A 24384-nucleotide genomic window follows, 5' to 3' on the forward strand; every position below is an offset into this window, starting at 1 on the left:
TGCTACCTTTCGCAGCCCTACACTCGCCCCCGTGTCCCTGTTCAAATCCGCCTCCACCGTCTCCCTGCTGACCCTCGCTTCGCGGATCACGGGCCTCGTGCGCGACGTGCTGTTTGCCTCGGTGTTCGGCGTCAGCGCGCTCACCGACGCCTTCAACGTCGCCTTTCGCATCCCCAACCTGTTCCGCCGCGTGTTCGGCGAGGGCGCCTTCAGCCAGGCCTTCGTGCCGGTGCTGGCCGCGCGCAAGACCGAGGCGGGGCAGGAGGGCGCCCGGGAGCTGGTCGACCACGTCGCCACGCTGCTGACCTGGGCCCTGGTGGTGCTGTGCGTGGCCGGCGTGGCCGGTGCGCCACTGCTGGTCTGGGCCATGGCCAGCGGCCTGCAGGGCTTCGACGCCGCCGTGGTCATGACGCGCTGGATGTTCCCCTACATCGGCTTCATGTCGCTGGTGGCGCTGGCGGGCGGCATTCTCAACACCTGGCGCAAGTTCGCGGTGCCGGCGGCGTCGCCGGTGCTGCTCAACATCGCGCTGATCCTGTCGATCTCCATCGGCGCGCCGCTGTTCCGCCGCTACGGCATCGAACCGATCTATGCCCAGTGCGTGGGCGTGATGGTTGGCGGTGTGCTGCAGCTGGCCCTGCAGATCCCGGCGCTGCGCGCGCTGGGGCTCATGCCGCGCATCGGCGCCAGCTTCAAGGCGCTGCGCGCCGCGTGGACCGATCCGACCACCCGCAAGGTCATGAAACTCATGCTGCCGGCGCTGCTGGGCGTGAGCGTGGCGCAGATCTCGCTGCTCATCAACACGCAGATCGCCTCGCACCTGGCCACCGGCAGCGTGACCTGGGTCACCAACGCCGACCGGCTGATGGAATTCCCCACCGCCATGCTCGGCGTGGCGCTGGGGGTGGTGCTGATGCCGCAGCTCGCGGGCGCCCGCGCCGCCAAGGACGACGCGCGCTATTCGTCGCTGCTCGACTGGGGCCTGCGCCTCGTGGTGCTGCTGGCGGCGCCGTGCGCCGTGGCGCTGCTGCTGTTCGCCAAGCCGCTGGTGGCCGTGCTGTTCCATAACGGCGCCTACACCGGCGAAGACGTGGGCCGCACCACCGTGGCGCTCATGGGCTACGGCGTCGGGCTGGTCGGCCTCGTGGCCGTGAAGGTGCTCGCGCCCGGCTACTACGCCAAGCACGACACGCGCACCCCCATGCTGATCGCCGTCACCGTGCTGGTGCTCACGCAGGTGCTCAACTTCTTCCTGGTGCCGCTGCTGCAGCACGCGGCGCTGACGCTGACGATCGGCATCGGCGCGCTGGTCAACGCACTGTGGCTGCTGATCGGCCTGATCCGCCGCGGCAGCTACACCCCCGAGCCCGGCTGGGGCAAGTTCGCGCTGCAGGTGCTGCTGGGCACCGTGGTGCTGGCGGTCTTGCTGGCCTGGGGCGCGCACTACTTCGACTGGGTCGGCCTGCGCGCGCAGCGCCTGCACCGCATCGGCCTTCTGGCCGCGCTCATCGCCGGCGCCGCGCTGCTCTATTTCGCCGTGCTCACCGCCGCAGGCGTGCGCCTGCGCAGTTTCATGCGCCGCTGAAGCGCCGTTGGCGAGCCGGAAAACACTGCCTTGACGCTCCCCGCGGGCTCCTCTACAAAGCCATATGACGTTCAGCTACCAGGTTCCCACGGCACTGGAATATTTCGAGTCGCTGGTCGGCAGCGATGACCACTTTCCGCTGCTCGAAGCGGCCGCCAGCATCGCGCAGGACGAATACCCCGAACTCGACGTGCAGCAGGTGCTGGGCGACGTCGACCAGCTGCTCGCGCGCCTCAAGCGCCGCCTGCCGGCCGATGCCGCGCCGCTGGCGCGGCTGCGCGCGCTGAACCAGTTCTTCTTCAGCGACCTGAATTTCGGCGGCAACGTCAACGACTACTACGACCCCGACAACAGCTACCTGAACGCCGTGCTGCGCACCCGCCGCGGCATTCCGATCTCGCTGGCCGTGCTGTGGATGGAGCTGGCGCAGGGCCTGGGCCTGCAGACGCGCGGCATCGGCTTTCCGGGGCATTTCATGATCAAGGTGACGCTGCCCAAGGGGCAGGTCGTGATCGACCCGTTCACCGGCAAGTCGCTCTCGCGCGAGGATCTGAGCGAGCGGCTCGAACCCTACAAGCGCGGCAACGGGCTGGTCGGCGACTTCGACGTGCCGCTGGGCCTGTACCTGGAACCCGCGAGCCCGCGCGAGATCATTGCGCGCATGCTGCGCAACCTGAAGGAAGTGCACCACGCGCAGGAAGACTGGCCGCGCTACATCGCGGTGCAGAACCGCCTCATTGCGCTGCTGCCCAGCGCCTGGGGCGAGCACCGCGACCGCGGCGTGGCGCATGCCGAGCAGGGCCATGCGGCGCTGGCGGTGCTCGACCTCGAAACCTACCTCGCCAACGCCGAAGACGCGCTCGACATCGACGCGATCGCCGAGCGCGTGGCGCTGCTGCGGCGCCTGGCCAACTGACCAGCCACGACAGCCACAACGCCCATGACCGACGCCCGCACCGGTGTGAGCGCGGCGCCCGACCTGGGCACGCTGCATGAATTCCACGGCGTGCAGCCGGTGCTGCCGGTGTCCGACGTCTCGCGCGCCGCGCGCTGGTTTTCCGAGGTGCTGGGTTTCGAGATCGACTTCATCGCCGGCGAGCCGCCCAGCTATGCGCGCGTGAAGAAGGGCGACCGCAGCTACGGCGACCCGGTGTACCTGCGCCTGTGGCAATGCGGCAGCCGCGAGGCCCGGCCCTGGCGCGGCGAAATCGTGATCCACGTCGGCAAGGACATCGACGGCCTGCATGCCGCCTACGTGAAGCGCGGCGTGACCATTATCGAACCGCCTGTCTCCCAGCCCTGGGGCCTGCGCGAATTCGCGATCCGCGAACCCGACGGCCACGTGCTGCGGTTCTGCGGCTATCTCTGAAACACAAAATTACAAACAGATCGATGCGGTCGTGTCGATCCGTTGTCCGCTCGTGCGACGTGTGAACAGGAGCGCGCAGATTCCGGCGCCTCCCGACCCTCATCAACCCACAGGAGAAACGACATGCGATTCATGGTTCTGGTCAAGGCGAGCCCCGATTCCGAAGCCGGCGTGATGCCGAGCACCGAGATACTGACCGAGATGGGCCGGTTCAACGAAGAACTGGTCAAGGCCGGCGTGCTGCTGGCGGGCGAAGGACTGCACCCGTCGGCCAAGGGCGCCCGCGTGCGCTGCGAAGGCAAGAAGCGCACCGTCATCGACGGCCCCTTCACCGAGACGAAGGAACTGCTCGCGGGCTTCTGGCTGCTGCAGGTCAAGTCGAAGGAAGAGGCCATCGAGTGGATCAAGCGCAGCCCGTTCCAGGAAGGCGAGATCGAGATCCGCCAGGTCTTCGAGGCCACCGATTTCGGCGAGGCCATGACGCCCGAGCTGCTGGCCCAGGAAGACCGCCTGCGCACCGAGTCCGCTGCCAAGGCCGGCCGCTGAAACCCGTCCATTCTTCGAAGGAGAAACGACCATGCGATTCATGCTGCTGATGATTCCCCACGGCTACGAAAGCGCGGCGCCCGGCACCGTGCCCGACGACGTCGAACGCGTGGGTTCGATGATGGCCTTCAACGAGTCTCTGCAGAAGGCCGGCGTGCTGATCGGCTGCGAGGGCCTGCACCCGCCGTCGATGGGCGCGCGCGTGAGCTTTCCGGGCGGCAAGCCGAAGGTGGTCGACGGCCCCTTCGCCGAGGCCAAGGAAGTGCTGGGCGGTTACTGGCTGATCGATGTCGCCTCGCGCGCCGAGGCCATCGAATGGGCGAGCCGCTGCCCGGGCAGCGAGAACGAGGTCATCGAGATCCGCCAGGTGCAGGAACTCGAGGATTTCTCGCCCGAGGTGCAGGACGTGGCGAGCGAGTTCACGTCGATGCAGCAGACGCTCAAGAAGTGAAGTGAGCGGGGCCTAGTCGTCCCGCACCAGCCGGATGCCCACCAGTGTGTAGCGGGTGCCCGGCGCATTCCAGTTGCGGTAGGACGAGCGGGCATAGAAAGCCCAGGTGTGCCAGGAGCCGCCGCGGCGCACCCGCACGGTGCCCGTGGCGGGGCCCTGGGGGTCGTCGGCCGGTGAGCGCGCGTAGTATTCGTCGCCATGCCAGTCGGCCACCCACTCCCACGCATTGCCGTGCATGTCATAGAGGCCCCAGGCGTTCGGCGCGAAGCTGCCGACCGGGGCGGTGAAGGCAAAACCGTCGTCGCCCGCGAGCGCCATCGCGCGCCAGCGCGGCCAATGCGCGGCGCTGCGCGTGTCGAACACATTGGCCCCGCGCAGCAGCGTGGCCGGATCGTCTCCCGTGCTGTAGCGGGTGCGCGTGCCGGCGCGGCAGGCGTACTCCCACTCGGCCTCGGTCGGCAGGCGGTAGCGCCGGCCCTCCGTCTTGCTCAGCCATGCGGCCAGCGCCTGCGCGTCGTTCCAGCTCACGTTGACGACCGGGTGGTCGTCACCCTGCGCGAAGCCCGGGTTGCGCCACGAGTAGCGCGGGTCGCGGCCTTCAAAAGCGTCGCCGCGCCGCGTGGTGGCGGGGTCGTAGTCGGCGCGCCAGCCGTAGCCGCCGGTGCCGTCGGCCACCGATTCGGGCACATGGCCCGAAGCTTCCAGAAAGCGCCGGAACTGGCCCACCGTCACCTCGTGCTGTCCCATCCAGAACGCCCGCGTGATGCGCACCTTGTGCACCGGCCCTTCGTCGGCCAGCTGGGTGAAGCGCTCCTTCGGCAACTCGGGGTAGTCGCGTGCCAGCGCCTCGGGCGCCTCGTCGCTGCCCATGAGGAATTCGCCGGCCGGCAATCGCACGAAGGCCATGCCGAGGCTGTTGCGTTCCACGGCGAGGTTGTCCGCCCGGACGCCGCCGGACGCGAGGCCAAATGCAATGCCCAGGCTCAACAAGACGAGGCGTGGTGTCATGGCTGCATGCTATCCGGCGCATCGACCGGAGGGGTCGCATGAGCGACGGCCAGAACGCCGCCGCCATTCACCGCGCCATCGAGGCGGTCTGGCGCATCGAGTCCGCGAAGATCATCGCCGCGCTCGCGCGCAAGGTGCGCGACGTGGGCCTGGCCGAAGAGCTGGCGCAGGACGCGCTGGTGGCCGCGCTCGAGCAGTGGCCCGTCGACGGCGTGCCCGACAACCCGGCCGCCTGGCTCACGCAGGTGGCCAAGCACCGCGCCCTCGATCGCCTGCGCCACGTGCAGCTGGCCGAGCGCAAGGCACCCGAGATCGGCCGCGAACTCGACGCGCTGCACGCCATGGCGCAGGCCGACTTCGCGCAGGCGGTGGATGCGGCGCTCGACGACGACATCGGCGACGACCTGCTGCGCCTGGTGTTCACCGCCTGCCACCCCGTGCTCTCGACCGAGGCGCGCGTGGCGCTCACGCTGCGGCTGATGGGCGGCCTCACGACCGACGAGATCGCGCGCGCCTTTCTCGTGCCCGAGGCCACCGTGGCGCAGCGCATCGTGCGTGCCAAGCGCACGCTGGCCGAGGCGCGCGTGCCCTTCGAGGTGCCGCGCCGCCACGAGCTCGAAGCCCGGCTGGCCTCGGTGCTCGAGGTGCTCTACCTGATCTTCAACGAAGGCTATTCGGCCACCGCCGGCGACGACTGGATGCGCCCCGCGCTGTGCGACGAGGCGCTGCGCCTGGGCCGCATCGTGGCCGAGTTGGTGCCCGGCGAAGCCGAGGTGCACGGGCTGGTCGCGCTGATGGAAATCCAGGCCTCGCGCACCGCCGCGCGCGTGGGCGCCTCGGGCGAGCCGGTGCTGCTGCTCGACCAGAACCGCGCGCGCTGGGACCCGATGCTGATCCGCCGCGGCCTGGCGGCGCTGGCGCGTGCCGAAGCGCTGGGTGGCGCGCTCGGCCCCTACGCGCTGCAGGCCGCCATCGCCGCCTGCCACGCCCGTGCGCGCACCGCGGGCGAGACCGACTGGGCCCGCATTGCGGCGCTGTACGACGCGCTGGCCGCGCTGTCGCCGTCGCCCATCGTCGAGCTGAACCGCGCGGTCGCGCTGTCGATGGCCTTCGGGCCGGCGGCCGGGCTGGAGGTGGTCGATGCGCTGCAGGACGAGCCCGCGCTGAAGGGCTACCACCTGCTGCCCACCGTGCGCGGCGACCTGCTCTTCAAGCTGGGCCGCCACGACGAGGCGCGCCGGGAGTTCCAGCGTGCCGCCTCGCTCACGCGCAACACGCGCGAACAGGCGCTGCTGCGGGCGCGCGCCGAGGCCTGCCGGGTCGAAGGCTGAACCGGCACTGAAGGCAACGGCGCTGCACGCAAGGAGAATGCGCGCCATGCGTCGTCTTCCTTTGTTCCGTTCCTCGTGCGCCCTCGGCCTGGCCCTGCTGGCCGCATGGCCGGCCCAGGCCCAGTTCGATCCCGCCAAGGTGTGGGTCGAGCCGCCCGCCATCGCGGCGCGCTTTCCCGACCCTGGCGTGAGCTACGCCACGCCGGGCCTGCGTGCCGGCCGCACCGACTTTCCCTCGCACGCCGAAGTGCTCGCCTTCCTGGACGACCTCGCGCGCCAGTCGCCGCATGTGCGCGTCGAGCGGCTGGGCGTGTCGCAGCAGGGGCGCGAGATGCCGCTGGTGTTGCTCGCCGACCAGGGCCGCTTCGATCCGTCGCGGCCCACGGTGATGGTGATCGGCCAGCAGCACGGCAACGAGCCCGCGGGCGGCGAGGCCGTGCTGGCGCTCGCGCAGAAATTTGCCAGCGGACCCGACGCCGCGCTGCTGCAGAAAGTGAACCTCGTGCTGCTGCCGCGCGGCAACCCCGACGGCGCCGAGCACTTCACACGCGTCACGGCCAACGGCATCGACGTGAACCGCGACCACCTGCTGCTGCGCACGCCCGAGGCGCGCCTGCTCGCGGGCGCCATGCTGCGCTACGCACCGCAGGTGGTGCTCGACCTGCACGAGTTCACGGTCGGTGGCCGGTGGATCGACAAGTTCGGTGCCGTCATGCGCTATGACGGCCTGCTGCAGCCCGCGACCGTGGGCAACCTCGACGCCGCCATCGCCGGGAGCGCGCAGCGCGACTACGTGGAGGCGATCCAGGCCGCCTTCGCACGAGAGGGCCTGCAGGGCTTCAAGTACCACACCACCGCCGCGGGCAAGGCCAGCGATCTCTCGGTGTCGATGGGCGGCGTGCAGCCCGACACCGGCCGCAATGTGAGCGGGCTGCGCCAGGCCGTGAGCCTGCTGCTCGAGGTGCGCGGCGTGGGGCTCGGCCGCGCGCATTTCGCGCGCCGCGTTCACACCCAGGTGCTGGCGGCCGCCACGGTCATCGAAACGGCGGCGCGCCAGGGGCCGGCGCTGAAGCAGCTCACCGCGCAGGCTGGCCAGCGTGCCAGGGCCGAGGCTTGCCGCGGCGATGTGGTGGTCGAGGCGTGGCAGACGACGACGCGGCAGCGCCTCGACTTTCTCGATGCGAAGAGCGCCGAAGACAAGGCCATCGAGGTCGAATGGCGCGCGGCCGATCCGCTGAAGGTCGTCAATGCCCGCCCGCGTCCATGCGGCTACCTGCTGGCGTCCAGCGAGGCGACGACGGTGCAGCGCCTGCAGATGCTGGGCGTGCATGTGGCGCGCATCGACAACGCGGCGCCCTGGCAGGTGGAGCGCTATGAAATCCTGTCGCAGACCGACGGCCAGCGCCAGGACGCGCGCGGCGCCATCGAAGACGGCGAGGCGATCCGCACCTTCCGCGTGCGTCTGCGCACCGGCCGCGCGGTGGTGCCGCCGGGCAGCTTCTACGTGTCGCTGGCGCAGCCGCTGTCGCCGCTGGTCAGTGCGGCGCTGGAGCCCGATTCGCAGAACAGCTACGCGGCGAACCGGCTGCTCGAGATCGGGAACGACAGGCTGCTGCGCGTGCCGGGGCCGGCGCCCGCGGGCGTGCTTCACTGAGCGCGCTGCAGCGACGTTCCTTCGGAAGGCGAGCCCGGCAACCCGAACTGGTGCCACGCCCGGCGCAGCTGCGTGTCCGAGCCGAAGCCCGACAGCTCGGCCGCCCGCGTCACGCTGGCGCCCGAGGCCAGCGCCAGTTGCGCGGCGGCCAGCCGCAGCCGGCGCAGGTAGGCCAGCGGCGCCACGCCCGCATGCTCGACGAACAGCCGCGTCAGGTGCCGCGCCGAGGTGTGGGCGACCTCGGCCATGCGTGGCACGCTCCAGTCGGCCTGCGGTTGTTCGCTGACCGCGTCCTGCACCCGGTGCAGCGCCGCGTGCAGGTGGTTGCGGTAGGCGAGAAAGGGCGACAGCTCCGGGTCGTGCGGGCCGCGCCGCAGCGCCACCACCATCGCCTGCGCCACCTGGGCCGCCAGCGCCTCGCCGCAGGTGTCGGCGATGCGGTGCAGCATCAGGTCGATGCCCGTCGTGACGCCTGCGCTGCTGTAGACCGGCGGGTCGATCACGAACACGCGGTTGCTCACCACCTCGCAGCGCGGCTCCACGGCGCGCAGCTCGTCCAGGTGATGGTGGTGCGTGGTGACGCGCCGGCCCGCGAGCGCGCCCGCGTGCGCCGCGAGCAGGGCGCCCGCGCAGACCGTGACCAGTTCGACGCCGCCACGCGTGAAGCGCTGGCCGCGCAGCCAGTGCAGCAGGTCCTGCGCCTCCGGGGTGTCGGTCGCGATGGTGTCGCCCGGCAGGCCGACCAACACCACCCAGCCCGGGCCGTCCCACTGGGTCGGCAGCGGCGACAGCCCTGAAAGCGCAACGCCGACTGAGCCCATGACGGTCGGGCGCGGTCCCGCGAATTCGATGACGAAGCGCTCGGGCTGGCCCGCCGCGCGCAGCCGCTGGTTGGCGATGCGCAGCGCCTCGGCCGGCCCGGCCCAGTCGAGCACCAGGCTGTCGGGCAGGAGCACGAAGACTACGCGGAGGGGTGCTCGTTGCGGGTCCATGTGTAGTCCATCTGGCGCGCGGTTCGCTCGGCCAGGTCGCGTCCGGCCAGGCGTTCGACCAGGTGCAGGCTCATGTCGATGCCCGCGCTGATGCCCGCCGAGCTGACGATGCGGCCGGTGTCGACCCAGCGCACGCCCTCGCGCACGTCGAGCTGCGGGAATTGGGCGCGCAGGTCGGCGAGGTCTTCCCAGTGCGTGGTGACCGCCTCGCGCGTCACGACGCCGCTTTGCGCCAGCAGGAAGACGCCGGTGCAGACCGAGGCGACGAGTTGTGCACCAGCCGCGCACTGCGCGATCCATCGCAGGGTGTCGGGGCTGGCCATCGGCGCATCGACCACGCCGCCGGGGACGACCAGCACGTCGGCGATGGCTGCGGCATCGGCCAGCGTGTGGTCGGCGAGCAGCCGCAGGCCGGCGCGCGCCTGCACGGCTTCCCCTGCGCGGGTGTGGGCGACCGAGGCCACCTCGAACGGTGCGGGCGCACCCGGGTGCAGGCGCTGGTGGACGCGGGCGGCGGTGGTGAAGACCTCGAAGGGGCCGGCGAAATCGAGCGCCTCGACGCCGTCGTAGGCCAGGATGCGCACGCGCAGCGGGGTCATGTCGTCGCGCCTTCCGTGGCGCGCTCAAGCGCCTGTGCCACGCTGCAGACCGTAGCGAAGCGCCCGTCCAGCACGGTCGCGGTGCGCGCCTTGATGTCGGCGGCCGACAGCGGCCGACCATCGGGCTGCACCATGTCGAAGGTGAGGGTGGCGTCGGTCACGTAGTCGACTTCCCAGCCCAGGTCCGAGGCGTGGCGCGTGGTGGTTTCGCAGCATTGCTCGGTGCGGATGCCGCTCACGATCAGGCGGCGGATGCCGTGCTGCGTGAGCCACACATCGAGCCCGCTGTTGACCAGCGCGCTGTGGCGGTGCTTGGTGAAGGTGGCGGCCGCCTCGAAAGGCGCGAGGCCCTCGATCGGGCGCACATGGCCCGATTCGACCGCGAAGGGGTTGGACGGGGATGGCGGCGCGTCGACGTGGAAGACGCGCACCACCGGCAGGCCGGCCGCCACGGCGCCGGCGATCAGCGCGTTCTGGGCCTCGAGGTAGGGCGCGAGCAGGGCGGCGTTCCAGTACGGGCGGTGGCGGAACGACTCCTGGGCGTCGATCACAATCAGACAGGTGGTCATGGCGGCAGCGGGCAAGGCAAAGTAGATGATGCCGCCTATTCTTGGTCGCCGCCAGCGCTTCGTCCGCGCCGATGCGGACTGGAACCGATCAGATCAGGACATCACCCGTCCGTTAGACCAGGCCGCCTGCGTGCAGTTCTTTTTTCAGGTACGCGTAGTACAGCGGCGCCGCCACCAGCCCGGCCGGGCCGAACACCGCCTCGGCCACGAACATCACCGACAGCAGCTCCCACACGCGCATCTGCGTGCGCGCGCCGACCACCTTGGCGTTGATCACGTACTCGGCCTTGTGGATCAGGATCAGGAAGCCCAGGCAGGCCGCGGCCGTGACCGGCGACACCGACAGCGCCACCAGCGTGATCACCGAGTTGCAGACCAGGTTGCCCACGATCGGCACCAGCCCGGCCACGAAGGTCAGGGTGATGAGGGCGGGCGTGTAGGGCAGCTCGAGGCCCCACAGTGGCATCAGGAACAGCAGGAAGATCGCGGTCAGCAGCGTGTTGAAGGCGGCGATCCAGAACTGCGCCGCCACGATCTGGCCGAAGGCCTCGCCGAAGGTGGTGATGCGCTGGAACATCTGCTGCGCGAGCGGCCGGCGCTGGGCCGGCGCCGGCGCCACGGCGGCCAGCGCGCCGATGATCAGGCCCACGTAAGCGAACAGCAGCCCGCCCAGCCAGGCGCGCCCGGCCATCGCGAGCGAGCCGGCCTGCGTGCGCAGGTAGTTGGCGACGATGCGCTGCACCTCGGCCGCGCCCTCGGGCAGGTAGACGGCGATGTCGGCCGGCAGCTTGGAGCGCAGTTCGAGCACCGTGCGGGCCGTGTAGTCGAGCAGTTCGCGGTACTGGTCGGGCGCATCGAGCACGTATTCACGCGCCTGCGAGAACCCCAGCGTGACCAGGCCGATGGGGCCCAGCAGCACCAGCGTGACCGCCACCACCCGCGCCAGCCCATCGGCGCCGGAACGCAGGGGCTTCAGGCGCGACAGCCAGCCGCCCAGCAGCCGGGCGAACCAGCGCGCGACGAGGAAGCCGATGCACACGCACAGCAGCCCCGGCAGCAGGTGCTGCCACATCACGAGCATCAGCCCCGCGAGCATCAGCAGGTAGCTGGCCAGCGTCACGTGGCGGGAAGTTGCGGCCTGGGGCGGGGCGGCGAGGGTGGCGTCGGGCAGCGGCGTGGCCATCCGGGGAGCGGGGCGTGCGGTGAGGAAAGAAAAAAGAAAGGGCGCGCGATCAGGCGACGACCACGGCCGCGCCGTCGCCGCGCTCGGCGATCACGCCGATCTCGTGCACCGATTCACCGGCAGCGCGCAGCGTGGCGGCGCAGGCGGCGGCTTCGGCCGCGTCGATCACCACGACCATGCCGATGCCGTTGTTGAAGGTGCGGTTCATCTCGATGTCGTCGATGCCGGCCACCTTCTGCAGCCAGGCGAACAGCTCGGTCTGGGGCCAGCTGCCCTTCTTCAGGTGGGCGGCGGTGCCTTCGGGCAGCACGCGCGGGATGTTCTCGAGCAGGCCGCCGCCGGTGATGTGGGCCAGCGCCTTGATCGGGTGCTTGCCCAGCGCTTCGAGCACGGGCTTCACGTACAGGTGGGTGGGTTCCATCACGGCTTCGCGGAAGGGCTTGCCGTCGAGGGTGGCGGGCAGGTCGGCGCCGGCGCGCTCGATCACCTTGCGCACGAGGCTGAAACCGTTGGAATGCACGCCGGCCGAGGCCAGGCCCAGCACCACGTCACCGGGCTTGACGTTCTGGCCGGTGAGGATCTTCGACTTTTCGACCGCGCCGACCGCAAAACCGGCCAGGTCGTACTCGCCGGCCGGGTACATGCCGGGCATTTCGGCGGTTTCGCCGCCGATGAGGGCGCAGCCGGAGATTTCGCAGCCGCGGGCGATGCCGCCGACCACGGCCGCGGCCGTGTCCACGTCGAGCTTGCCGCAGGCGAAGTAGTCTAGGAAGAACAGGGGCTCGGCGCCTTGCACCAACACGTCGTTGACGCTCATGGCCACGAGGTCGATGCCGACCGTGTCGTGCATGTTCCATTCGAAGGCCAGCTTGAGCTTGGTGCCCACGCCGTCGGTGCCGCTCACCAGCACGGGTTCCTTGTAGCGCTTGGGCACTTCGAACAGGGCGCCGAAGCCGCCGATGCCGGCCAGCACGCCTTCGCGCATGGTTTTCTTCGCCAGCGGCTTGATGCGGTCGACCAGGGCGTCGCCTGCGTCGATATCGACACCGGCGTCCTTGTAGCTGAGCGGGGTGGGCGTGGAGGAGGTCATGGGCGGGCGGTGTCGAGAAGAAGGAGCGAAAAGGTTCGCGAAGCGGCGAGGAAGGGCGGGTAGGGGAGGCGCCGGCGACCGAGGCGGCCGGGCCGATAGAATTCCTCACGATTTTAAGGGCCCTCCGGGCCCCCTCCATGAACCTTCCCGGGATGAAACAGCTCGCGCTCGATATCGGCATTGCGACGGGCCCCAGCTTCGACGCCTTTTTTGCCGGCCCCAACGAGGCGGCGCTGCGACACCTGCAAGTGTGGGTGGGCGGCGCCGACGGCAGCCCTGCGCTGCACTCGCCGGTGCCGACCTACCTCTGGGGCGACAGCGGCAGCGGCAAGACCCACCTGCTCGAATCCGTGCGTGTCGCACTGGCCGAGCAGGGCGCCAGCGTGGGCTGGCTGCACGCCGGCCTGCTGGAGCCGCCCGAATTCGACGAGCGCTGGGGCGCCGTCCTGCTCGACGACGTCCACCTCTACACCGCGGTGCAGCAGCACGCGGCCTTCAACTGGTTTGTCAACGCCCAGACCCTGCAGCGCGGCGTGGTCGCCGCCGGCGCCTTGCCGCCGGCCGACCTGCCGCTGCGCGAAGACCTGCGCACCCGCCTCGGCTGGGGCCATGTGTTCCACCTGCAGGTGCTCAGCGAAAGCGAACGCCGCGCGGTGCTGCGTCAGGCGGCCGACGCGCGCGGCGTGATGCTGTCCGACGACGTGCTCGACTTCATGCTGCACCGTTTCAGCCGCGACCTGGGCAGCCTGATGGAGCTGCTCTCGCAGCTCGACGGCTACGCCCTGCAGACCCAACGCGCGATCACCATTCCGCTGATCCGCTCCATGCTCGAAAACGAATAAATAAGAAGAAGCGTCTGCTCCTCCTCGAAAAACAACCAATGATCAAGAAATTCATCGACAAGCTGCTCGGCAAGTCCGCCGGCAGCGCACAGGGCAAGAGCCGCTTCGGCAAGCGCCAGGAGGTGCCGGCAGAGGTTCACAAGATTGATCCTGCCCTGGTCGACGAACGCGCGAAGAACGTGGTCACCACGCTGCAGCAGGCCGGCTACGAGGCCTACGTGGTGGGCGGCGCGGTGCGCGACCTGCTGCTGGGCCTGCGGCCGAAAGATTTCGACGTGGCCACCAATGCCACGCCCGAGCAGGTCAAGTCGCTGTTCCGCCGCGCCTTCATCATCGGCCGGCGCTTTCGCATCGTGCACGTGGTGTACGGCCGGGGCCGCGAGCACGAGGTGATCGAGGTCTCGACCTTCCGTGCCTACATGGACAACGCCGCCGCCGAGCAGGTGGCCGGCAACGAACGCACCAGCAAGGGCGAGCTCGCGAGCATGAAGCACGCCGTGGACGCCAGCGGCCGCGTGCTGCGCGACAACGTCTGGGGCCCGCAGGAAGAAGACGCGGCGCGCCGCGACTTCACCGTCAACGCCATGTACTACGACCCGGCCAACCAGGTCGTGGTCGACTATCACAACGGCATCAAGGACGCCCAGAAGCTCACGCTGCGCATGATCGGCGACCCGGTCACGCGCTACCGCGAAGACCCGGTGCGCATCATTCGCGCGATCCGCTTCTCGGCCAAGCTGGCCGCGCTCGGTTTCAAGATGGAAGCCAAGACCGCCGCGCCGCTGATCGAGTCGAGCAAGCTGCTGGCCGACGTGCCGCAAAGCCGCATGTTCGACGAGATGCTCAAGCTGCTGCAGACCGGCCATGCCATCGCCACGGTCGAGCAGCTGCGCAAGCTGGGGCTCGCCACCGGCATCTATCCGCTGCTTGACGTGGTGGTGGAGCGCGCCGACCAGCCCTTCGTGAAGGCCGCCCTGCAGGACACCGACCGCCGTGTGGGCGAAGGCAAGCCCGTGGCGCCCAGCTTCCTGCTGGCCTGCGTGCTGTGGGCCGACGTGCGCGACGGCTGGGCCCAGCGCCAGGAAGGCCGCCATGGCCAGCGCCCGCAGCCGCCGTTCCCGGCGCTGCAGGACGCCATCGATGATGTGTTCAATTCGCGCATCGGCGACGTGTCGGGCCGCGGCAAGCTGGCCGCCGACATGCGCGAGATCTGGATGATGCAGCCGCGCTTCGACAAGCGCACCGGCTCCACGCCCTACAGCCTGGTCGAGCAGGCGCGCTTCCGCGCCGCCTTCGACTTCATGCGCCTGCGTGCCGACGTGGGCGAGGTCGGCGAGGCCATCGCCGAGTGGTGGCAAGAGTTCAGCACCGCTGACGACCTGCGCCGCCAGGACCTGCTCGAACAGGTCCGCGAAGAACAGAAGGTGCGCCAGCGCGTGCGCCTGCGCGACCCGGCCGCTGCGCCCAAGCCGCGCAGCGAACAACCGGCGCGCCAGAAGCAGACCGCAGCCGAGTCGGACGACGGAGACGGCCCCGACATCGAGGCCGATGCCGTGCCGCCGGATGGCGAAGCAGCGGCTCCGCGCAAGCGCAAGCGCCGGCGCAAGCCGCGCCCGGTGGGCGGCGGTAGCGGTGGTGGCGGCAGCGAGGGCGGCGGGAGCGTCGCAGGCGAATGAGCGCAACCGACCGGCCGAAGGACGGCAAGAAGAGCCCCGCAGCCAAGGCGGTGGGCAAGCCCGCGGGCAAGAAGCCCGCACCGCCGCGTGCGGGCGGTGCCAAGCCGTCGTCGTCCTCATCGGCCGGCGCCAGGAGCGGTCCACCCGCGCGCCGCGTCCCCGCCGGAGCCCCCGTGCGTCGTCCGCGCGGTCCGCGCGAGGACTACCCGACCGTGCAGGCCTTCGTTGCCATCGGCGCCAACCTGGGCGATGCCGAGGCCGCCGTGAAGGCCGCCATGGCCGCGATCGGCGCGCTGCAGCGCACCCAGGTCACGGCCCGTTCGTCGCTGTATCGCAGCGAGCCGGTGGATGCCGAAGGCCCCGATTACATCAACGCCGTGGTCGCCGTGCGCACCGGCCTCGATGCCGAGCAGTTCCTGGTGGCATTGCAACGCCTCGAGACACTGGCCGGCCGTGAGCGGCCCTTTCCCAATGCGCCCCGCACGCTCGACCTCGATCTGCTGATGCACGGCAATTCGGTGATCGACACCCCGGCGCTGACCCTGCCGCACCCCCGCATGCGCGAGCGCGCCTTCGTGTTGAAGCCGCTCGCCGAAATCGCACCCGACAAGGTGCCGCGTGCCGCGCTGGCGCGTGTCACGGGCCAGGTGGTCAAGCGCATCGTCTGACGGTCGTGCCGCTGCTCTACGTCCTCGATCTCGCCGGTGTGGCGGTCTTCGCGGTCAGTGGGGCACTGGCGGCCGGCCATGCGGGCCTCGACTGGCTGGGGGTGCTGGTGATCGCCTCGGTCACCGCGGTTGGTGGCGGCACGCTGCGCGATCTGCTGCTCGGCCGTCACCCGGTGTTCTGGATCCACGACACTCGCTATGTGTACGTGATCCTGGCGTCGGCGGTGTTCACCATCGCATGGGTCCACCTGATGCCGCTGCCCGAGCACGCGCTGGCCGTGGCCGATGCGCTGGGGCTCGGCCTGTTCGCCATCACCGGCGCGCAGGTGGCCGAGGAGCGGCGGCTGCCGGCTCCCATCGTCATGCTCGTCGGCACCATGACCGGCGCGGCCGGCGGCCTGCTGCGCGACGTGTTCACCGCCCGCATTCCGCTGCTGCTGAGCAGCGGCATCTACGGCTCGGCCGCCATCGCAGGCATTGCGGCCTACCTGCTGCTGCAGGTTGCGGGCACGCCGCGCCGCTGGGCGTTCCATGTGGGCGTGCTGCTGATCGTGGCGCTGCGGCTGGGCGGCATCTACGGCGGCTGGCACCTGCCTGTGCTGCGGTTGCCGGCCTGAGTGGGCCTGCAGAGCGGGGGTTCGAAGCTCGGCCCGACCGGTCGTTCCGGTCGCGCCCGTTAAACTCGGGAAGTTTTCACGAAGGCGTCATGAAATTGTGATTGGCGCGTCCCAGGAGTTTTTCCATGTTCGGCAAGCTGCTGCCCCGAGAGGGCAATTTTTTTGAAATGTTCAACCAGCATGCCGAGCGCATCGTGGAGGCGGCGCGTGCGTTCGAGCAGCTCGTCACCCACTATGCGGACGTGCATCTGCGCGAACAGTACAACCGCGACGTCGACAACGCCGAGCGCGCCGCCGACCGCGTGACGCACGACGTCAACCGCCTGATCCACAAGACCTTCATCACGCCCATCGACCGCGAGCAGATCCACAAGCTCATCAACACGATGGACGACGTGGCCGACCTGATCCAGGACTCGGCAGAGACCATGGCGCTGTACGACGTGCGCCACATGACCGACGAGATCGTGCGCCTCACGGCCCTGAGCGTGAAGTGCTGCGACCGCCTCAAGGACGCCGTGAAGTACCTCGGCAAGATCGCCGACCCGGCCGTGGCCGAGGCCACGCTCAAGACCTGCGAGGAAATCGACCGCCTCGAATCCGACGCCGACCGCGTGATGCGCAGCGCCATGAGCAAGTTGTTCCGCGAGGAGCCGGACGTGCGCGAGGTCATCAAGCTCAAGGCGATCTACGAACTGCTCGAGACGATCACCGACAAGTGCGAGGACGTGGCCAACGTGATCGAGGGCATCGTCCTCGAGAATTCCTGAAAACGGGTAGCAACCGATGACAACGGTGCAGGTCGCCCTCTGGGTGGTGGTGGTGCTGGTCGCGCTCGCGATCCTGTTCGACTTCATGAACGGCTTCCACGATGCCGCCAATTCGATCGCGACGGTGGTCTCCACCGGCGTGCTGAAGCCGGGGCAGGCCGTGGTGTTCGCGGCTTTCTTCAACCTGATCGCGATCTTCGTCTTCCACCTGAGCGTGGCGGCCACGGTGGGCAAGGGCATCGCCCAGCCCGGGGTGGTCGACGTGCACGTGGTGTTCGGGGCGCTCATCGGCGCCATCAGCTGGAACCTCGTCACCTGGTACTACGGCATCCCGAGCAGCTCGTCGCACGCACTGATCGGCGGCATCGTGGGCGCGGTGATCGCCAAGACCGGCACCAGCGGCCTCGTGGCTTCCGGCATCTGGAAGACCGTGGCCTTCATCTTCGTGTCGCCGCTGCTGGGCTTCCTGCTGGGCTCGCTGATGATGATCGTGGTGGCCTGGGGCTTCCGGCGCGCCACGCCGTCGCGCGTGGACCGGTGGTTCCGGCGATTGCAACTGGTGTCTGCCGGTGCCTACAGCCTGGGCCACGGCGGCAATGACGCACAGAAGACCATCGGCATCATCTGGATGCTGCTGATCGCCACCGGCTATGCCTCGACCAGCGACGCGGTGCCGCCGACCTGGGTCATCGTGAGTTGTTACGCGGCCATTGCGCTGGGCACCATGTTCGGCGGCTGGCGCATCGTGAAGACCATGGGCCAGAAGATCACCAAGCTCAAGCCCGTGGGCGGCTTCTGCGCCGAGACCGGCGGGGCGCTGACCCTGTTCCTGGCCACCGCGCTGGGCATTCCGGTGTCGACCACCCACACGATCACGGGCGCCATCGTCGGCGTCGGTGCCACGCAGCGCGCCAGCGCGGTGCGCTGGGGCGTGGCGGGGAACATCGTCTGGGCCTGGGTCCTGACCATTCCCGCCTCGGCCTTCGTTGCGGCGATGGCTTACTGGTTCAGCTGGCAGATTTTCTAAGGCGCTGAAGCAGCGCGCGCTGTCTCTTCTTCATTCGTGGGGGCCGCCGCGCACGGCCGCCCGAAGCGGCCGGCCCGCCCCCGGTAGGGGGTTGGCGAAGCGACACGAAGTGCGCGCAGCCTGGGGGTGGGCAACAGTTACTGTGAAATCTTGCGGCCCTCTTCGATCTGGTGCTCGAAGTAGTGCTGGAAGCTGTACACGATGCTCGCCATCAGGATCGAGCTGCCGAAGAACAAAGACGCCACCACGGCACCGATCGTGAGCCAGTTGGTCTGGCCCGGTGCGGCGTCGGGCGCTGCGCCGGCGTTGAAGCGGGCATTCCATTTCTCGGGCGTCATCAGGCCGTAGATGATCGCCATCAAGGCGCAGCCTGCGATCGTGAAGCCGAGCAGCGGAATCAGCGCCCAGCTCACGCCGTCGTCCACGCCGTACATGTGCAGGCGCTCGATGCCGTAGATGCCCAGCGCGGTGGGGATGGGCAACAGCCAGCCGAGCCAGTCGCCCATGCCGCGCAGGTAGAAGCGGTGCAGGCCCAGCGGGCCGCCGAGGAAGGAGAGCCAGGCGGCCACGGTCTTGCTTTTCATTTTCTTCATCACATCATTCGGGTTTGGTGCGGCTGCCTTCGCCGAGTACTTTTTCCATCAGGACCACGTCGCGCCAGGCGTCGAATTTCCAGCCGCAGTCTTTCAGCACGCCCACGTGCGTGAAGCCCTGGCTGCGGTGCACGCCGACCGAACCGACGTTGGCCGAATCGCCGATCACCGCGATCAGCTTGCGCACGCCGACCGCTTCGGCCGCCTGCGAGAGCGCCGCCAGCAGCTGCGAGCCCAGGCCCTTGCCGCGTGCGGCGTCGGACATGTAGATCGAGTCTTCGGCCGAAAACCGGTAGGCCGGACGCGGCTTGAACCAGTTGCAGTAGGCAAAACCCAACACTTCGCCGTTTTCTTCGGCCACGAGGTAGGGCAGGTTCTTGCCTTGCACATCGGCCCGCCGGGAGGCCATGTCGGCCTCCGACGGAGGCTCGGTTTCGAAGGTGCCGGTGCCGTGCAGCACGTGGTGGGCATAGATGGCCGTGATGGCTGCGATGTCTTCGTCGCGGCTGGGGCGGATGGTGAGGGTCATGCGGGTGGGGCAGGCGGCGCGGGGCCGGAATTCGGAGAAAAACCCGGGTCGGGCTATAATCGTGGGCTTTTCAGCGTGCGCTGGCCGGGTGGCCATGTCGCGTGTCTCGACGCTGGAAGAACATCGTGAGCGGGCCTCTTTCTATTTGAACTGGCTCGCTGACCACCCAAGGATAAATCATGGTCGTCATTCGACTCTCCCGCGGCGGCTCCAAAGGCCGTCCGTTCTTCAACATCGTCGTGTCGGACAAGCGCGTTCGCCGCGATGGTCGCTTCATCGAGCGTCTGGGTTTCTACAACCCGACCGCCAAGGAAAACGAAGAAAGCATCCGCATCGCCCAGGACCGCCTCGCGTACTGGAAGAGCGTCGGTGCCCAGGCTTCGCCCACGGTGCTGCGCCTGATCAAGCAAGCCGCTGCTGCGGCTCCCGCGGCGGCCGCCTAAGCCGCCCGCACGGCGATGTTGCCCACACTCGAAGCCGCCGAACTGCCGGCGGATGCGATCGAGGTCGGACGCATCGCCGATGCCTGGGGCATCAAGGGCTGGTTCAAGGTCCTGCCCCACAGCGCCCAACCTGAGGCGCTTTTTTCTTCCAAGCGCTGGTTCCTGCAGGCTCCCGGAGCCTCCACACCTGCCGCTTTCCGGCTCGCGGTTCGCGAAGCCAAAGAACATTCCGACTGCATCGTCGCCTCGTCCGAGGACGTGCCCGACCGCAATGCGGCCGAGGCGCTGCGCGGCGCGCGCGTGTTCGTGCCGCGTTCGAGCTTCCCGACCGCCGGCGACGACGAGTATTACTGGGTCGACCTGATCGGCCTGTCGGTCGTCAACCGCGAAGGTGTCGTGCTTGGTGCGGTGCGCGAACTGCTCGCCACCGGCCCGCAGACCACGCTGGTGCTGACGGCCGAAGAAGACGGCAAGACCATCGAGCGCATGGTGCCGTTCGTCTCGGTCTTCGTCGACAAGGTCGACCTGCCCGGCCGCCTCATCACGGTCGACTGGCAACCCGAGTTCTGACCCGGGCCGCGCGCGCATGCGCTTCGACGTCCTCACGCTTTTTCCCGAACTGTTCGCGCCCTTCATGGCCAGCGGCGTGACGCGTCGCGCCTACGAATCGAAGCAGGTCGAGGTCGTGCTGTGGAACCCGCGCGATTTCGCGCAGGGCAACTACAAGCGCGTGGACGACCGCCCCTTCGGCGGCGGACCCGGCATGGTGATGATGGCGGAGCCGCTGACGGCCTGTCTCGATGCCGCGCTGGCCGCTCGCGGCACGCCGGCGCCGGTGGTGCTGTTCTCGCCCATCGGCGAGGCGCTGCGCCACGAGGCCGTCGAGCGCTGGTCGGCGAGCGAGGGCGCGGTGCTGGTCTGCGGACGCTATGAAGGCATCGACCAGCGTTTCATCGACGCGCGCGTCACGCACCAGATCAGCCTTGGCGACTTCGTGCTGTCGGGTGGCGAGATCGCGGCCATGGCCTTGCTCGACGCCGTGGCCCGCCTGCAGCCCGGCGTGCTGGGCGACGAGGCCAGCCACGTACAGGACAGCTTCAACCCGGCGCTCGACGGCCTGCTCGATTGCCCGCACTACACGCGGCCCGAGCAGTGGAACGGGCAGGGCGTTCCGGCGCCGCTGCTGTCGGGCCACCATGCGCAGATCGAGCGCTGGCGGCGCGACCAGCGCCTGGCCATCACGGCCGCGCGGCGCCCCGAACTGATCGATGCCGCCCGGGCAGCCGGCAAGCTGAACAAGGCCGATGAGGCCGCACTGAAAAAAAAGCTATAATCCGCGGTTCCCCGATCCTCTGTCCGGCCGCGCCCGGTTTTCTGGCGGTTCTCCCGTCAAAGCCACGGCGCCTTTAGTGCAGCCCGAAACGATCGATATCCAGGAAATCATGAACCTCATCCAGACCCTCGAGCAGGAAGAAATTTCCCGTCTCGGCAAGACCATCCCCGATTTCATGCCCGGTGACACGGTCATCGTCAGCGTGAACGTCGTCGAAGGCAGCCGCAAGCGCGTGCAGGCCTACGAAGGCGTCGTGATCGCCAAGCGCAACCGTGGCCTCAACAGCGGCTTCACCGTGCGCAAGATCTCCAGCGGCGAAGGCGTGGAACGTACGTTCCAGACCTACAGCCCGCTGATCGCCGGCATCGAAGTCAAGCGCCGCGGCGACGTGCGCCGTGCCAAGCTGTACTACCTGCGCGAGCGCAGCGGTCGTTCGGCACGCATCAAGGAAAAGCTGCCGGGCAAGTCGCAGAAGGCTGCGTCGGCCGCTTAATCAGCCGCCGTCCTTTCTGCTCAAAAAGCCGCCGCTCTGGCGGCTTTTTGCGTTGGCGCCGCGCATTCAAGACAGCTTTTCATTTTTACGCTCTACTCCCCTCATCCCATCACAGGCCGCACCTTCTCTTGACTTCCACTTCCTCCGCCCCCCCGCCCTCCGCCGTCGTCGAACCCGTCAATGCCGTGGTGCCGCCCACGCTGCTGCAGATCGACCCGCGCCAGGTGCCTTTCGTGGACGGAAGCGATGGTCTGCCGGCCGTGGCGCCGGTGCAGCTGACGGCAAAGGCCCTGCGGGCGCGCTTTGCCTCGCCGCCCGTGTGGACGCCCGAGCTGCGCCGCGAGCCCCGCATGAGCGACCGGGTGCCGGCTCAGGCTGCCGTGCTGGTGCCGATCGTGCAGCGCCTCCAAGGCGCGACCGTGCTGCTCACCGAGCGCACCACGCACCTGTCGACCCATTCGGGTCAGGTCGCGTTTCCAGGCGGGCGTGTCGACCCTGAAGACGCCAACATCCAGGCCGCCGCGCTGCGCGAAGCCTGGGAAGAGGTGGGCCTGTCGGCGCAGTTCATCGAAGTGCTCGGCACCTTGCCGACCTACACGACCGTCACGTCCTTCGTCGTGACCCCGGTGGTCGCGCTGGTGCAGCCCGACTTCGTGCTGGACATCAATCCCTTCGAAGTGGCCGAGGCCTTCGAGGTGCCGCTCGCCTGGCTCATGGACCCGGTCAACCACCGCCGCCATGCCATCAGCGCCACCGATGGTGTCCGTCGCGAGTGGTACTCGATGCCGTATGTCGATGGCCCCCACGAGCGCTTCGTCTGGGGCGCCACGGCGGGCATGCTGCGCAACCTCTACCGCTTCCTCGTCGCCTGAAGCTGATCGGGCGCCACCTGGGGCCAAAACCTTCAGGTGCTCTCGCTATCATCGAAGGATGAGCTTCTTTGCCATCCTGTGCGCGTTGCTGATCGAGCAGGTGCGGCCCTTGGGCCCGCACAACCCCGTGTACGGCGGCGTTCTGGCGTGGACGCGCTGGACCAGCCGCAATTTCGATGCGGGCAAGCCGCACCATGGATGGATCGCCTGGGGGCTCGCGGTGTTCGTGCCCACGCTGCTGTCGCTGGGCGTGCACTGGCTGCTGGTGCTCACGCTGGGCCTGCCGTTCGCCGTGCTGTGGAGCGTCGCGGTGCTCTACATGACGCTCGGCTTTCGCCAGTTCAGCCACCACTTCACCGACATCCGCGACGCGCTCGACGAGGGCGACGAGCCGCTCGCGCGCTCGCTGCTGGCGCACTGGCAGGGCGTTGATGCCGCCGAGCTGCCGCGCAGTGAAATCGTGCGCCACGTGATCGAGCATTCGGTCATTGCGGCGCACCGCCATGTCTTCGGCGTGCTGGCCTGGTTCTCGGTGCTCGCCGCCCTGGGCCTGGGGCCGGCGGGCGCGGTGTTCTATCGCATGAGCGAGTTCGTCGCGCGCTACTGGGCCCACAAGAACGGCGCGCCGGTGCAGCCTTCGAGCGTGGCGGTGCAGGACGCGGCCGAGCGGGCCTGGCATGCCGTCGACTGGCTGCCCGCGCGCATCACGGCGCTCGGCTTCGCCGTGGTCGGCAGCTTCGAAGAGGCCATCGACTGCTGGCGCAACGATGCGCGGCGCTTCCCCAACGAGAACGATGGCGTGATCCTCGCGGCCACGTCCGGCGCGGTGAACGTGCGTCTGGGCGGCGGCTCGCTGAGCCCGATCCCGGTGGCCGATCCGCTGCCGCGCGCGCAGGCCGGCGAATCGCCGAGCGTCGGCCGGCGCCTGGACAGCGGCAGCACGCCGGGTCGCGAGCCTGAGCCCGGCCACCTTCGCAGCGTGGTCGGCTTGGTCTGGCGATCGGTCGTGATGTGGATGGTGCTGCTGGCCTTGCTCACGCTCGCGCGCTTGCTCGGCTGACCCCATGACCACTCTGCCCTTCTGGAGCCCGCGCATCGGCGCGCTCGAGCCCTATGTGCCCGGCGAGCAGCCGCGCATCGCCAACCTCGTCAAGCTCAACACCAACGAGAACCCGTACCCGCCGTCGCCGGAGGCCATCGCGGCGATCCAGCGCGCGGCGGCCGACGGGCTGGAGCGCTACCCCGACCCCACGTCGCTCGCGCTGCGCGAAGCCGTGGCGCGCCGCCACGGCCTGCAGGTGGGCGAAGTATTCGCGGGCAACGGCTCGGACGAAGTGCTCGCGCACGCCTTCTTCGCCTTCTTCCAGCAGGCGCAGCCGCTGTTGATGCCCGACGTGAGCTACAGCTTCTACAAGGTCTATGCCCAGCTCTACGGCATCGCCTGCGAGCAGCTGCCGGTCGACGAGGGCCTGCGCATCGAGATCGATGCGTTCGCGGCGCGCGCCCGCCAGGGCTGCGGCGGCATCGTCATCGCCAACCCGAATGCGCCGACCGGCATTGGCCAGCCGCTGGCGCGCATCGAGCAGCTGCTTGCGGCGTGCCCGGATCGCGTGGTGCTGGTCGACGAGGCGTATGTCGATTTCGGCGGCGAGAGTGCACTGTCGCTGATCAGTCGGTATCCGAACCTGCTCGTGGTGCAGACCCTGTCCAAGTCGCGCTCGCTGGCCGGCCTGCGCGTCGGTTTCGCCTGCGGGCAGGCGCACCTGATCGACGCGCTCGTGCGAGTCAAGGACAGCTTCAATTCCTACCCGATCGATCGCTTGGCCTCCGCCGGCGCCGTGGCCTCGCTCGATGACGAGGCGTGGTTCCGCAAGACACGCGACCAGGTCGTCGACACGCGCGAAGGCCTGACTCTGCAGCTCGAAGACCTGGGCTTCGAGGTGCTGCCGTCGCAGGCCAACTTCGTGTTCGCGCGCCACCCGCAGCGCGATGCGGCCGAGCTGGCCGCGCTGCTGCGCGAGCGCGCGGTGCTGGTGCGGCATTTCAGGCAGCCGCGTATCGCGCAGTACCTGCGCATCAGCATCGGCACGCGGGATCAGTGCAGCACGCTCGTGCAGTGCTTGAGCGAAATCCTCGCCTGAAAC

At 69.2% G+C, this 24384-nt stretch carries 28 protein-coding genes; 20 read left to right on the forward strand and 8 right to left on the reverse strand.

What is annotated here, in order from left to right; all coding sequences use genetic code 11:
* Nucleotides 1-31 precede the first annotated feature (31 nt).
* The 5 genes from murJ to AC07OH_RS26365 all read left to right on the forward strand — a co-directional run bounded on the left by murJ (nt 32) and on the right by AC07OH_RS26365 (nt 3951).
* A complete protein-coding gene (gene murJ, locus AC07OH_RS26345) occupies nt 32-1585 on the forward strand; it encodes a murein biosynthesis integral membrane protein MurJ (protein ID WP_095950565.1) in 1554 nt (517 codons plus the stop codon).
* A 64-nt stretch (nt 1586-1649) separates the two neighbouring features.
* On the forward strand, nt 1650-2501 hold the full coding sequence (locus AC07OH_RS26350) for a SirB1 family protein (protein ID WP_489058011.1): 852 nt from the start codon (nt 1650-1652) through the stop codon (nt 2499-2501).
* 24 nt (nt 2502-2525) lie between these two features.
* Nucleotides 2526-2954: a bleomycin resistance protein gene (locus AC07OH_RS26355; RefSeq protein ID WP_495302675.1), complete on the forward strand. Its 429-nt coding sequence runs from the start codon at nt 2526-2528 to the stop codon at nt 2952-2954.
* 123 nt (nt 2955-3077) lie between these two features.
* Nucleotides 3078-3500, forward strand: coding sequence for a YciI family protein (locus tag AC07OH_RS26360; protein ID WP_495302676.1), 423 nt, complete (start codon nt 3078-3080; stop codon nt 3498-3500).
* Nucleotides 3501-3531: 31 nt separating this feature from the next.
* A complete protein-coding gene (locus AC07OH_RS26365) occupies nt 3532-3951 on the forward strand; it encodes a YciI family protein (protein WP_095950563.1) in 420 nt (139 codons plus the stop codon).
* A 12-nt stretch (nt 3952-3963) separates the two neighbouring features.
* Here the strand turns inward: AC07OH_RS26365 and AC07OH_RS26370 are convergent, their stop codons facing one another.
* Nucleotides 3964-4959: a formylglycine-generating enzyme family protein gene (locus AC07OH_RS26370; protein WP_495302677.1), complete on the reverse strand. Its 996-nt coding sequence runs from the start codon at nt 4957-4959 to the stop codon at nt 3964-3966.
* 38 nt (nt 4960-4997) lie between these two features.
* Between AC07OH_RS26370 and AC07OH_RS26375 the strand changes: the two genes are divergently transcribed.
* Nucleotides 4998-6290 (forward strand): RNA polymerase sigma factor, encoded by a 1293-nt coding sequence (locus AC07OH_RS26375; protein WP_495302678.1) that lies wholly within the window; start codon nt 4998-5000, stop codon nt 6288-6290.
* A 46-nt stretch (nt 6291-6336) separates the two neighbouring features.
* A complete protein-coding gene (locus tag AC07OH_RS26380; protein ID WP_495302679.1) occupies nt 6337-7944 on the forward strand; it encodes a M14 family metallopeptidase in 1608 nt (535 codons plus the stop codon).
* Here the strand turns inward: AC07OH_RS26380 and AC07OH_RS26385 are convergent.
* The 5 genes from AC07OH_RS26385 to purM all read right to left on the reverse strand — a co-directional run bounded on the left by AC07OH_RS26385 (nt 7938) and on the right by purM (nt 12377).
* The gene (locus AC07OH_RS26385; RefSeq protein WP_495302680.1) at nt 7938-8936 is read right to left on the reverse strand and encodes a GlxA family transcriptional regulator; all 999 of its coding nucleotides are present in this window, start codon (nt 8934-8936) and stop codon (nt 7938-7940) included. The two genes, AC07OH_RS26380 and AC07OH_RS26385, sit on opposite strands and share 7 nt — an antisense overlap.
* On the reverse strand, nt 8906-9535 hold the full coding sequence (locus tag AC07OH_RS26390) for a DJ-1/PfpI family protein (RefSeq protein WP_495302681.1): 630 nt from the start codon (nt 9533-9535) through the stop codon (nt 8906-8908). The genes AC07OH_RS26385 and AC07OH_RS26390 overlap by 31 nt, the downstream gene beginning before the upstream one ends.
* Nucleotides 9532-10104 carry an isochorismatase family protein gene (locus AC07OH_RS26395; protein ID WP_495302682.1) on the reverse strand — a complete coding sequence of 191 codons (573 nt, stop codon included), beginning with the start codon at nt 10102-10104 and terminating at the stop codon, nt 9532-9534. The genes AC07OH_RS26390 and AC07OH_RS26395 overlap by 4 nt, the downstream gene beginning before the upstream one ends.
* Before the next feature lie 112 nt (nt 10105-10216).
* Nucleotides 10217-11287: an AI-2E family transporter gene (locus AC07OH_RS26400; RefSeq protein ID WP_495302683.1), complete on the reverse strand. Its 1071-nt coding sequence runs from the start codon at nt 11285-11287 to the stop codon at nt 10217-10219.
* Nucleotides 11288-11336: 49 nt separating this feature from the next.
* Nucleotides 11337-12377, reverse strand: coding sequence for a phosphoribosylformylglycinamidine cyclo-ligase (gene purM / locus AC07OH_RS26405; protein WP_062475090.1), 1041 nt, complete (start codon nt 12375-12377; stop codon nt 11337-11339).
* Between the two features lie 152 nt (nt 12378-12529).
* Here purM and hda point away from each other — a divergent pair, with 152 nt between their 5' ends.
* From hda to AC07OH_RS26435, 6 genes are all read left to right on the forward strand, one after another.
* Nucleotides 12530-13219: a DnaA regulatory inactivator Hda gene (gene hda / locus AC07OH_RS26410; protein ID WP_056571899.1), complete on the forward strand. Its 690-nt coding sequence runs from the start codon at nt 12530-12532 to the stop codon at nt 13217-13219.
* 38 nt (nt 13220-13257) lie between these two features.
* Nucleotides 13258-14895, forward strand: a complete 1638-nt coding sequence (pcnB, locus tag AC07OH_RS26415) for a polynucleotide adenylyltransferase PcnB (RefSeq protein WP_495302684.1) — start codon at nt 13258-13260, stop codon at nt 14893-14895.
* On the forward strand, nt 14892-15563 hold the full coding sequence (gene folK, locus AC07OH_RS26420) for a 2-amino-4-hydroxy-6-hydroxymethyldihydropteridine diphosphokinase (protein ID WP_495302685.1): 672 nt from the start codon (nt 14892-14894) through the stop codon (nt 15561-15563). The genes pcnB and folK overlap by 4 nt, the downstream gene beginning before the upstream one ends.
* Before the next feature lie 5 nt (nt 15564-15568).
* Complete coding sequence (locus AC07OH_RS26425; RefSeq protein ID WP_495302686.1) at nt 15569-16180, forward strand: trimeric intracellular cation channel family protein; 612 nt, start codon at nt 15569-15571, stop codon at nt 16178-16180.
* 125 nt (nt 16181-16305) lie between these two features.
* Complete coding sequence (locus AC07OH_RS26430; RefSeq protein WP_056571891.1) at nt 16306-16950, forward strand: DUF47 domain-containing protein; 645 nt, start codon at nt 16306-16308, stop codon at nt 16948-16950.
* Between the two features lie 16 nt (nt 16951-16966).
* On the forward strand, nt 16967-17977 hold the full coding sequence (locus tag AC07OH_RS26435; protein WP_153282544.1) for an inorganic phosphate transporter: 1011 nt from the start codon (nt 16967-16969) through the stop codon (nt 17975-17977).
* A 137-nt stretch (nt 17978-18114) separates the two neighbouring features.
* On the opposite strand, the gene AC07OH_RS26440 is transcribed toward AC07OH_RS26435, so the two are convergent.
* Together AC07OH_RS26440 and AC07OH_RS26445 are read right to left on the reverse strand one after the other, a co-directional pair.
* Entirely contained in the window at nt 18115-18561 is a 447-nt protein-coding gene (locus tag AC07OH_RS26440) for a TM2 domain-containing protein (RefSeq protein ID WP_495302774.1), read from the reverse strand.
* A gap of 13 nt (nt 18562-18574) precedes the next feature.
* Nucleotides 18575-19099 (reverse strand): GNAT family N-acetyltransferase, encoded by a 525-nt coding sequence (locus tag AC07OH_RS26445; protein ID WP_495302687.1) that lies wholly within the window; start codon nt 19097-19099, stop codon nt 18575-18577.
* A 179-nt stretch (nt 19100-19278) separates the two neighbouring features.
* Here AC07OH_RS26445 and rpsP point away from each other — a divergent pair, with 179 nt between their 5' ends.
* The 7 genes from rpsP to hisC all read left to right on the forward strand — a co-directional run bounded on the left by rpsP (nt 19279) and on the right by hisC (nt 24381).
* Nucleotides 19279-19542: a 30S ribosomal protein S16 gene (rpsP, locus tag AC07OH_RS26450; RefSeq protein ID WP_070062321.1), complete on the forward strand. Its 264-nt coding sequence runs from the start codon at nt 19279-19281 to the stop codon at nt 19540-19542.
* Nucleotides 19543-19557: 15 nt separating this feature from the next.
* Nucleotides 19558-20112, forward strand: a complete 555-nt coding sequence (rimM, locus tag AC07OH_RS26455; RefSeq protein WP_159275690.1) for a ribosome maturation factor RimM — start codon at nt 19558-19560, stop codon at nt 20110-20112.
* Between the two features lie 16 nt (nt 20113-20128).
* Nucleotides 20129-20875, forward strand: coding sequence for a tRNA (guanosine(37)-N1)-methyltransferase TrmD (gene trmD, locus AC07OH_RS26460; RefSeq protein WP_495302688.1), 747 nt, complete (start codon nt 20129-20131; stop codon nt 20873-20875).
* Between the two features lie 109 nt (nt 20876-20984).
* On the forward strand, nt 20985-21368 hold the full coding sequence (rplS, locus tag AC07OH_RS26465) for a 50S ribosomal protein L19 (RefSeq protein WP_056572437.1): 384 nt from the start codon (nt 20985-20987) through the stop codon (nt 21366-21368).
* A gap of 128 nt (nt 21369-21496) precedes the next feature.
* Nucleotides 21497-22240, forward strand: a complete 744-nt coding sequence (locus tag AC07OH_RS26470; protein WP_495302689.1) for a CoA pyrophosphatase — start codon at nt 21497-21499, stop codon at nt 22238-22240.
* 58 nt (nt 22241-22298) lie between these two features.
* Nucleotides 22299-23300 (forward strand): CobD/CbiB family protein, encoded by a 1002-nt coding sequence (locus tag AC07OH_RS26475; RefSeq protein WP_062475069.1) that lies wholly within the window; start codon nt 22299-22301, stop codon nt 23298-23300.
* A gap of 4 nt (nt 23301-23304) precedes the next feature.
* Nucleotides 23305-24381, forward strand: a complete 1077-nt coding sequence (hisC, locus tag AC07OH_RS26480) for a histidinol-phosphate transaminase (RefSeq protein WP_495302690.1) — start codon at nt 23305-23307, stop codon at nt 24379-24381.
* Nucleotides 24382-24384 lie beyond the last annotated feature (3 nt).

Source organism: Variovorax sp. GW821-FHT10C12 (assembly GCF_059415405.1).